This is a genomic window from Magnetococcales bacterium (genome assembly GCA_015231755.1).
Taxonomy (GTDB): Bacteria; Pseudomonadota; Magnetococcia; order Magnetococcales; family Magnetaquicoccaceae; genus Magnetaquiglobus.
On record JADGAZ010000009.1, the window covers coordinates 142216 to 152129 of the forward strand.

At 60.4% G+C, this 9914-nt stretch carries 8 protein-coding genes; 5 read left to right on the forward strand and 3 right to left on the reverse strand.

What is annotated here, in order from left to right; genetic code table 11:
• The first annotated feature begins 33 nt into the window (after nucleotides 1-33).
• The 3 genes from HQL98_08095 to arsB all read left to right on the forward strand — a co-directional run bounded on the left by HQL98_08095 (nucleotide 34) and on the right by arsB (nucleotide 3532).
• Nucleotides 34-1050 (forward strand): ArsJ-associated glyceraldehyde-3-phosphate dehydrogenase, encoded by a 1017-nt coding sequence (locus HQL98_08095; protein MBF0272006.1) that lies wholly within the window; start codon nucleotides 34-36, stop codon nucleotides 1048-1050.
• Nucleotides 1051-1179: 129 nt separating this feature from the next.
• A complete protein-coding gene (gene arsJ / locus HQL98_08100; protein ID MBF0272007.1) occupies nucleotides 1180-2397 on the forward strand; it encodes an organoarsenical effux MFS transporter ArsJ in 1218 nt (405 codons plus the stop codon).
• A 55-nt stretch (nucleotides 2398-2452) separates the two neighbouring features.
• Entirely contained in the window at nucleotides 2453-3532 is a 1080-nt protein-coding gene (gene arsB / locus HQL98_08105; GenBank protein MBF0272008.1) for an ACR3 family arsenite efflux transporter, read from the forward strand.
• A gap of 35 nt (nucleotides 3533-3567) precedes the next feature.
• On the opposite strand, the gene HQL98_08110 is transcribed toward arsB, so the two are convergent.
• Nucleotides 3568-4116 carry a DUF3782 domain-containing protein gene (locus HQL98_08110; GenBank protein MBF0272009.1) on the reverse strand — a complete coding sequence of 183 codons (549 nt, stop codon included), beginning with the start codon at nucleotides 4114-4116 and terminating at the stop codon, nucleotides 3568-3570.
• 216 nt (nucleotides 4117-4332) lie between these two features.
• A complete protein-coding gene (locus HQL98_08115) occupies nucleotides 4333-5541 on the reverse strand; it encodes an HD domain-containing protein (GenBank protein ID MBF0272010.1) in 1209 nt (402 codons plus the stop codon).
• 230 nt (nucleotides 5542-5771) lie between these two features.
• On the opposite strand from HQL98_08115, the gene HQL98_08120 reads away from it, so the two are divergent.
• Nucleotides 5772-6656 (forward strand): PstS family phosphate ABC transporter substrate-binding protein, encoded by an 885-nt coding sequence (locus HQL98_08120; GenBank protein MBF0272011.1) that lies wholly within the window; start codon nucleotides 5772-5774, stop codon nucleotides 6654-6656.
• A gap of 36 nt (nucleotides 6657-6692) precedes the next feature.
• On the opposite strand, the gene HQL98_08125 is transcribed toward HQL98_08120, so the two are convergent.
• Nucleotides 6693-7385, reverse strand: a complete 693-nt coding sequence (locus HQL98_08125) for an SPOR domain-containing protein (protein MBF0272012.1) — start codon at nucleotides 7383-7385, stop codon at nucleotides 6693-6695.
• Between the two features lie 206 nt (nucleotides 7386-7591).
• Between HQL98_08125 and recC the strand changes: the two genes are divergently transcribed.
• On the forward strand, nucleotides 7592-9914 hold a 2323-nt coding region (gene recC, locus HQL98_08130), incomplete at its 3' end, for an exodeoxyribonuclease V subunit gamma (GenBank protein MBF0272013.1).

Here is a 9914-nt window from a genome sequence, read left to right on the forward strand (position 1 = left end):
CCATTCATGCCAGGGTTCAAAGGGGAGACAGCCATGACGGTTCGCGTGGGAATCAACGGTTTTGGTCGCATGGGGCGTTTGGGATTGCGGGCGGCCTGGGGGCGGTTGCCGGGACTGGAGTTTGTCCATGTCAACGAAATTCTCGGGGACGCGGCCTGCGCGGCCCATTTGCTGAAGTATGATTCGGTCCACGGTCGCTGGGATCGGGAGGTCGTCGCCGATGGGGCGGGGATGGTGATCGATGGGCAGCGGTTGGGTTATTCCATGTCGGTGACTCCGGGAGGCGTGGACTGGAAAGGAATGGGCGTGGATCTGGTGCTGGAGTGTACGGGAAAATTCAAGACCATGGCCGCCATGCAGCCTTATTTCGAGCATGGGGTGAAAAAGGTGGTGGTGGCCTGCCCGGTCAAGGAGCCCCAGGCCCTGAATGTGGTGATGGGGGTCAACGATCACCTCTACGACCCGGCCCGCCACGATGTGGTCACGGCGGCTTCCTGCACCACCAACTGTCTGGCTCCGGTGGTCAAGGTGATCCTGGAGAAAATCGGCATCACCCGTGGTTCCATGACCACGATTCACAACATCACCAACACCCAGACCATCATCGATCTGGGTCACAAGGATCTGCGGCGCGCTCGCGCCAACTCCCTATCTCTCATTCCCACCTCCACCGGCTCGGCCAAGGCCATCACCCAGATTTTTCCGGAACTCACCGGCAAGATCAACGGCGTGGCGGTGCGGGTGCCGTTGCTCAACGCCTCTCTCACCGACATGGTTTTCGAGGTGCCCCGTCCCACCACCGTGGAGGAGATCAACGGATTCCTCAAGGCCGCGGCGGCGGGTGAACTCCAAGGCATTCTGGGTTACGAGGAACTCCCCCTGGTCTCCATCGACTACAACAACGATACCCGTTCCTCCATTGTCGACGCCCTGTCCACCATGGTGATCGATCAGACCCACGTCAAGATCCTCTCCTGGTACGACAACGAGGTGGGCTACGCCAACCGTCTGGTGGAGTTGGCAGCCAAGGTCGCCGGGGGCATGGGCTGATTATCGGCAGATCGGACGGGATCGATCATCGATCCGGGCGGATTTGGGGCAGGAGGGATTCCTGGCGCTTTTCCGCCCGTTTTTCCAGCCTTGGTGGGGGTTGACGTGGAAAAAGAGACAGCGCCTGCAATGGGATTCAGGATTTACCTGATCATCACCCTGGCCTATTGGGCCTTCACCCTGACCGATGGGGCCATCCACATGCTGGTGGTGCTCCATTTTCACGCTTTGGGCTTCGCTCCGCTCAAGATCGCCATGTTGTTTCTTTTTTATGAGGTGTTTGGCATCCTGACCAACGGGGTGGGCGGCTGGGTCGCCGCGCGTATCGGTCTGAATCGCACCATGATCATCGGCGGATTTTTGCAGGTGTTCGCTTTGGGAATGCTGACCGTGGATCCCTCATGGTTGACCGTCGAATATGTGATGACCGCCATGGCCCTTTCGGGCATTGCCAAGGATCTCAACAAAATGAGCGCCAAATCCAGCGTCAAGCTGGTGGCTCCCAAAGGCGAAAACGCCGAATCCCGTCTGTTCCGCTGGGTGGCGGTGCTGACCGGTTCCAAGAATACCCTGAAAGGCGCGGGATTCTTTCTCGGTGGTCTGTTGTTGTACACCATCGGCTTTCAACTGGCGCTTGCCTTCATGGCGGCGGGCTTGTGTCTGGTCTATTTGCTCACCTGGTGGGTGTTGCCCTCCGGGCTGGGAATGGGGAAATCCAAGGCGAAATTCTCCCAGCTTTTTTCCAAGTCGTCGGAGATCAATCTGCTTTCCGGAGCGCGCTTTTTTCTGTTTGGTTCCCGGGATGTCTGGTTTGTGGTGGGTTTGCCGGTCTTTCTCGCCTCGGTGACGGGTTGGAATCATCTGGAGGTGGGCGGCTTTCTCGCCTTGTGGGTGGTCTGTTACGGTTTTGTGCAGGCCGGTGCGCCGTTGTTGTTGGGAAAACATCCTCCCCAGGGCAGCAGCGCCCGCAACTGGGCCTTGCTGCTGGCCGCCTTTCCTGCCGGCATCGCTTTGGCTTTGGCCCAGGGTCTGAATCCCGCCTGGACGTTGATGATCGGCTTGTATCTGTTCGGCGCGGTCTTCGCCATCAACTCTTCGGTTCACTCCTACCTGATTCTGGCCTATTCGGATCAGGACAAGGTGGCCATGAACGTGGGCTTTTATTACATGGCCAACGCCGCCGGGCGTTTGACCGGTACCGTGCTGTCCGGCTGGGCCTATCAGACCCAGGGGTTGACCGGTTGTCTGTGGTGGTCCACCGGATTTGTCCTGGCCGCCGGCCTGCTCTCCTGGTGGTTGCCGCCGGTGCCGGCGCAGGGGAAAGGCGTGATTGGGGCTGGGGAGTGAGGGGTCGAGAGGGGGGCGACATGGGCTGTCTTCTGATCTTTAACGAGTTGAAATCATGAGTCAGTCATGCACAGTGGCCGTGCGGCGGGAAGCGGGCGCGTCGTTGGGATTTTTCGAGCGTCATTTGTCCTGGTGGGTGATGGCGTGCATTGGCATCGGAATCGGATTGGGTCACCGTTTTCCGGCGCCATTCCAGACCATCGGACGGATGGAAATCTCTCAGGTCAATCTGCCGGTGGCGTTGCTGATCTGGTTGATGATCGTGCCCATGCTGCTCAAGATCGATTTCGGGGCGTTGGGGCAGGTGCGGGAACATTGGAAGGGCATCGGGGTTACCCTGTTCATCAACTGGGGAGTCAAACCTTTTTCCATGGCCCTGTTGGGATGGATCTTCATCCGGCATCTGTTTTATGACTGGCTGCCCCCGGAGCAGATCGACTCCTATGTGGCCGGATTGATCATCCTGGCTGCGGCGCCTTGTACCGCCATGGTGTTTGTCTGGAGCAATCTGTCCGATGGTGAACCCCATTTCACTTTGAGTCAGGTGGTTTTGAACGATTGGATCATGGTGGTGGCGTTCGCACCCATCGTGGGGTTTCTGCTGGGACTTTCCTCCATCACCGTGCCTTGGCAGACCCTGATCCTGTCGGTGGTGATGTTCATCGTGATTCCGGTGATCCTGGCCCAGGTCTGGCGTCGCTGGTTGCTGGCTTCTGGCGGCGAGAAGGCCTTGAACCGGGTGCTGGCCCATTTGCATCCGGTTTCGTTGTCGGCCCTGTTGGTCACTCTGGTGCTGCTGTTCGGATTCCAGGGAGAGCCGATTCTGGCTCAGCCCCTGGTGATCGTGTTGCTGGCCATCCCGATTCTGGTGCAGGTCTACGGGAACGCCGGGCTGGCCTATTGGCTTTCCCGCCAGTTCGGCGTGGCCCATAACGTGGCCGCTCCGTCCGCGTTGATCGGAGCCAGCAATTTCTTTGAATTGGCGGTGGCCACGGCCATCGGGCTGTTTGGTTTCGAGTCGGGGGCGGCCTTGGCCACGGTGGTGGGGGTGCTGGTGGAGGTGCCGGTGATGCTGTCGGTGGTGCGGCTCACCCGGCGCACCAAGGGGTGGTACGAAAGAAAAAAAGTCGGGTGAGTCATTCAGTTTGCCATGCGGGGAGGGTGGCAAACTCACCAGCGCTTCGGCACGAAATCCGGCGTGTTGGCCAGCTTGACGCTCTCCCCGGACTGGACGATCACGAACATTCCCTCGTTCATGGCGAATTGATCCACGTCGTTGTCGATGAGGATGCCGGCCACCGCGCCCATCACCGCGACGCCTCCATCGCCTTCGTAGAATTCCTTGAACTCTTTGACCCGTTTCAAGTGGTCCCGGACATCCTCGGCGGTCAGACGGCTTTTCACCTCCACCAGCACGACGCTGTTGGTGTTGTCCACCAGCAGGTCGATCTCCATGCGCCGGGTGCCATCCAGGCTTTTCGCCTTGACCCGGGGTGAAACCCGGTGTACCGGAATGCCCCGCTCGGCAAACAGGGTCTCGCAGGCCGGAGCCACGATCCCCTCGACGAATTCACCCCATCGGCTGCCCAGATTGCCCACTTGTATGGACACTTCCTTGATCTTGCGGTTGGTCTCCGCGTTCATCGCCCGGATCTCGCGGTCGGTTTCCTGGAATTTGCGGTCGGTTTCCTGGAATTTGCGGTCGGTCTCCGCGCTCATTTCCCGGAGTTCCCGCAATTCCCGGTCGGTCACTTGTCTGCGTTCCCGGTCCTCGCGGACCATCTCCTGGAACATTCCCCAGACATCATTAAAGGTGACGGCTTGTGTCATCGCTGGGCTCCCTTTTTTTCAAAGTCGAGGCATCATGGATCACAGCATATCTTGTTGGCGGAGACGATGGAAGAGCCTTGTTTGTATCCGAACGCTGCCTGGGTGTCAGCTTCCGAACGCCTGGTCCACCGCCGCCACCAGGGAGGGATCCACGCCGCCCCCTTTGACCAGATCCTGAAGAATCTCCATGGTGCGGGTGTGGGGCAGGGCGGCGCGGTAGGGTCGTTCTTCGGTCAGGGCCTGATAGATGTCCAGTACCGACAGCAGTCGGGACCAGGTATCCAATTGATTCGCTCCCATGCCCAGGGGATAGCCATCTCCGGTGAGTTTTTCGTGGTGGTTGGAAGCCCACTCGGTGATGGATTCCAGTCCGGGAATGAGTTCCAGGCATTGGCGGGTGAAATAGGTGTGTTCCATCATTTTGGCCCGTTCGGCGGGGTCGAGTTTGCCGGGTTTGTCCAGGATGGCGTTGGGCATGGCCAGTTTGCCCACGTCGTGGAGGGCGGCGGCGATGCGCAGTTGGAGAGCGGTCTCCGGGTCCGCGCCGAGAAAGGCGGCCATGCGGGCGGTTTTTTCCTCCAGGCCGCTGGAGTGGCTGTGGGTGAAACGGGATTTGGAGTCGATGATCTGACAGAATACCCGGGAAATATCCAGAATGCCTTGCCAGGTGGTTTCGATGGTGAATTCGGGCATGGTGCGACCGATGGCCCGGTCGAGAAATGGCGCCCGCAGGTCCAGCCAGAAGGCGGTCGGGGCGCTGACATGACGGAACGCCTCCACCAGTTCCGGGGAGAAGTGTTTGCCGCTCCGGGAGTCGAGGAAGTCGAGGGCCAGTTCCCGTTTGCCGATCACCGGTTCCCCGAGTTGCAACTTGAGGTCGGTATAGTCCGCCAGGGCGACGATTTGGGCCATCAGGGGGATGGCATGGCCTTTCAGGCCGAAAAAGCCCGAGCCGTCCCAGTGTTCATGGTGGTAGAGGATCACCTGTCGGGCATCGCTTTGAAATGGGAACAAAGCCACGTTGCGTTCGCCGATTTCGCAATGGACCGGCATATCCTCCACCTGACGCAAACGATCCCGCAGGGTGTCGCTGCGGGTCAGGTTCTCTTCGGCCAGTCCGTTGTCGTGGAGCACGGCAAAGGCGGCGATGTCGAACACTTCGGCTTCGCTGAGTCCCAGGGCACGGGCCAGACGCATGGAAATCAGGGCGACCCGTCCTCCGTGGTGGGTGGTCACGCCGAGCAACTCGCTTTCCACGCAGTCGATGGCCATGGACAGACCTAACAGATAACGATTGAGATTGAACCTCATCACGGGGTATGGCTCCCACCTACGGGTTGAAATGGGACGAGGTGTAATCCTTTCATTCCGACTCTGTCAAGCGGTGATTGGTTCCGTTTTTTTCCAAGCCTCTTCATGAAACCATCATCCATTATTCATCCATTCTTCACATCGGTTGTCTAGGATGATTTCCAACGGCCAGCCAATTCCCAAATGGCCATTCATGGTCAACCCATTGCACGGACATTGTAAAGATAAAACCTATGAAACCTACCTGGATTGTCACCCTGTTGACCACCGGTCTGACCCTATGGAGCAGCGATGGCATGGCGCGGACCGTCATCACCAACAAAGGCTCCGACACCTTGATTCATCTGGCCCAGGCCTGGGCCGCCGAGTATCACGCCTCCCATCCGGAAGTCACCATCGATGTGCGCGGCTGTGGATCGAATACCGGCATCGCGGCTTTGATCAACAACAGTGTGGACTTGGCCAATGCCAGCCGTCCCATGAAGGCCAAGGAACGGGTGGAAGCGGAACGCAATGGCGTCAAGCCTCTGGAGCATCTGGTCGCCCACGATGCTTTGGCGATTCTGGTGCATCCGGGCAATCCGGTGACCTGGGTTTCCCTCACGTCGCTGTCGGAGATTTACGGGGACAAGGGCTTCATCGACGACTGGGGCAAGCTGGGGGTTTCGGTGCCGGGTTGCGCGGGCAACAAGATCCAGTTGATTGGCCGACAGGTCAATTCCGGCACCCATGACTATTTCCAGGAGGCGGTGTTGGGGGGCAAACGGGATTTCAAACACAACAAGGAGAGCCGTGACGTGGCCGATTCGGCGGAAGTGCTGGATCTGGTGGCCAAGAATCCCTGCGCCATCGGCTTCGTGGGTATGGCTTACGAGTCGTCGGCGGTCAAAAGACTCAAGATCGCCCGGGAGTCCGGGGCGGAGGTGGTGGAGGCCAACATGGAAAACGCCCTCAATCGTCGTTATCCCCTCTCCCGGCCACTTTACATGTATACCAACGGTCAGCCTCAGGGGGAGGTCAAGAGTTATCTGGATTGGATCTTAAGCGACGCCGGGCAATGCCTGGTGCAACAGAGCGGCTATGCGATGATCCGTCCCGCCACCTGCAAGCAGCCTTAGAAAATTCCGGATTTTCGACCCTTCGGACCGGGATGGTCATTGTCCCGGTCCGAGTACGGTTCCTTCCACCCCCGCCTGTTTACCCACCAGAGCTGCCGCCTGTTTGGCCCGAGCCGACGAGGCGAACGGTCCCATGCGTACCCGATACATCACCTTGTTTCCCACCTTGATGGGCTGCTGGGAGACCGGCAGCGGTCTGCCTTCCAGTTTGACCGTGGCCAGTTTGCCGATCAGGGTGTTGGCTTTTTCTTCGCTGGAGAAGGCGCCGAGCTGCACGGTATAACCGTTTTCGGTGGCGCCACTTTTTTCCGGGGACTCTTCCGGTCCGGGTCTGGGGGGAGGAGGTGGCGTGTTCGCGCCCGGTACCTGGGCCGTCAGGCCGGGAATGGGCACCGGGGGTTTGTTTTTGCTAGGCTCGTTGCGACGATCCATGCCGTCGTGGGGTTTGACCACGGCGGGTGAGTTGGCCGGGCGGGTGAGTTCCTCGGGAATCTTGACTTCCACCTTGGGTGCCGTGCTGGTGGGGGCGGGAGCGGGAGGCTCCGGGGTCTCTTTGGGGGCGATGCGTTGTTCTTTGCTTTCTTTGGAGGCTGCCTGGCGTTCCACGCGCACCGCGTGGTCCCGGGCCGAGAGCAGGGATTCCACGCTCAAGGCGGCCACGATGAACAGAATCAGCCCGCCCATGATCACGACAAGCATGAACTGTTCGCGGTTTGGAGAGAGTTTCATGACAAGTCCCTCGAATCCACTGGATCGGGCCAATGGTCTTCTTGTGGGTGGATGCGCGACCTCGGATTGAATCCATTGAAATTAACCGCTCTTCCCTGGTCTGTCAATCCGGTGCGGGATGTGGATCCATCATGGATCTTGGCGAGAAACCGGGTTAACCTTCCGCCTGGGATTGGTTTTTGGGTGGAATGAACCGGGAAAAAGGTATGGTCATGTATGCGGCGTCCCCCCCTTCTGGCATGATCTGGATCCATGGCAATCGCATCGAGACATTGCGGGAGGATCTGGTGGCGCGCATGGTTGCCGAGCCTTTGGCGCCGTTGGAAAACGAGATCATCTTGGTGCAAAGCAACGGCATGGCCCAATGGCTCAAACTGGGGATCGCCGGGGAGGGCATGGAGTCCGGAGCGGGGCTGGCGGGCGCCAGGATCGCCACCGCCTTGGAGTTGTTGCTGCCGGCGCGTTTTTTGTGGCGGGTCTATCGGGCGGTGCTGGGGGAAGACGGCGTGCCGGAATACTCCCCGTTCGACAAGGATCGGCTGGTCTGGCGGCTGATGCGACTGGTGCCGCAGTTGACCGCGCTCGAACCGTTCGCGCCGTTGCGCCGTTTTTTGGAACACGATACGGATTGGCGCAAGCGTTTTCAGTTGGCCGAGCGGCTGGCGGATCTGCTGGATGGGTATCAGGTCTACCGGGCGGATTGGCTGGCGGCCTGGGCTGGCGGAGATGACCGGTTGATCGACGCCCGGGGCCAGCGTCTTTCGTTGCCGGAGGGACAGCGGTGGCAGGCGGCGCTGTGGCGGGCCTTGCGGGAGGATGTGGCGCGGGATGCGACCGGAGATCGTCAGGCTTTTCGGGCCGGGCGGGCCGAGGTGCATGCGGAATTTCTGCGGCGGGCGGCGGGATGGGGGGAGGAGGCGCGCCCCGGGGGATTGCCCCGGCGGGTGATGGTGTTCGGCATCACCTCCATGCCGCGACAGTCCCTGGAAGTGTTGGTGATGTTGAGTCGTTGGACCCAGGTGGTGATGTATGTCCACAATCCCTGTCAGTACTACTGGGCCGACATCGTGCCGGAACGGGAGTTGCTGCGGGGGGGGCGGGGCAACAGCCGGGTGCGCGCCGGTTATCCGGAGAGTCTGCCGGAGGAGTGGATGCATCTGCACGCCCATCCTCTGCTGGCCGCCTGGGGCATGCAGGGGCGGGATTTCATCGGGCTGATCGACGAGTACGCCAACGAAGGCATGGGGCTGGAGGATCGGCGTTTGAACGATCTGGAGATCCAACGCCTGGAGTGCTTCGAGACCCCGTATTCCTCCCCTTCCACCCTGCTGCATCAGTTGCAAGACGACATTCTCGAACTGCGTCCCCTGGATGAGACCCGTTCCCTTTGGCCTCCGGTGGCGCCTCGGCGGGATGGCTCGATCCGTTTTCATGTGGCCCACGGCCCGCAACGGGAGGTGGAGATCCTCCACGATCAATTGCTGGCCGCCTTTCAGGCCGATCCCACTTTGAATCCCCGGGATGTCTTGGTGATGGTCCCGGATATCAACGGTTACGCAGCCCACATCCAGGCGGTGTTCGGCCTGCACGACCATCGGGATCCCCGTTTCATTCCCTATGTGCTGGCCAATCAGGGGCGTCGGCCCGTGGATCCGTTGCTGGGCGCGGTGGAGCGGCTGCTGGCTTTGCCCCGTTCCCGTTTGACCGCCAGCGAGGTGATCGATTGGCTCGAAGTGCCGGCGGTGCGTCGCAAATTTGCCATCGCCGAGGAGGATTTGCCCACGTTGCGGCTGTGGATTCGGGATTCCGGCATCCGTTGGGGGTTGCACGATGGCCATCGTGTCGCTCTGGGTCTGCCGGAGAATGCCACAGAGGGGGAGAGTCGCAATACCTGGCGTTTCGGGATGCGGCGTATGCTGTTGGGTTACGCGGTGGGAGACCGGGGCGGTCCGTGGCAGGGAATCGCGCCCCATGACGAGATCGATCCCGGAGCGGCGGAATTGCTGGGGGCGTTGATCGGATTCGTGACCCGGTTGGAAGCCTGTTGGACGCTGCTGGGCACTCCGGCCACGGTGGCGGAGTGGTGTGTGCGACTGCGGGGATTGCTGGCGGATTTTTTCGATCCCGGCGGGGACGGGATGGACGCGTTCACCCTGATGCAACTGGGAAACGCCTTGGATCCCTGGCAGGATCTGTGCGCCGAGGCGGGACTGGACGACCGGCTGCCCCTTTCGGTGGTGGGGGAGTACTGGTTGTCGCGCATCGAAGAGGGGGGGCTGGCCCAGGGATTTTTCGCCGGAGCGGTCACCTTCGCCACGCTGATGCCCATGCGCGCCATTCCGTTCCGGATGGTGTGTCTGCTGGGCATGAACGATGGGGAGTTCCCCCGTCCCGGGGTGCGGACGGATTTTGATCTGATGCGCACCAGTTATCGTCCCGGCGACCGTTCCCGGCGGGAGGATGATCGTTATTTGTTCCTGGATCGTAGGATTCATCATCCTGATTTTTGGCGAAATCTGGTTCATGCCC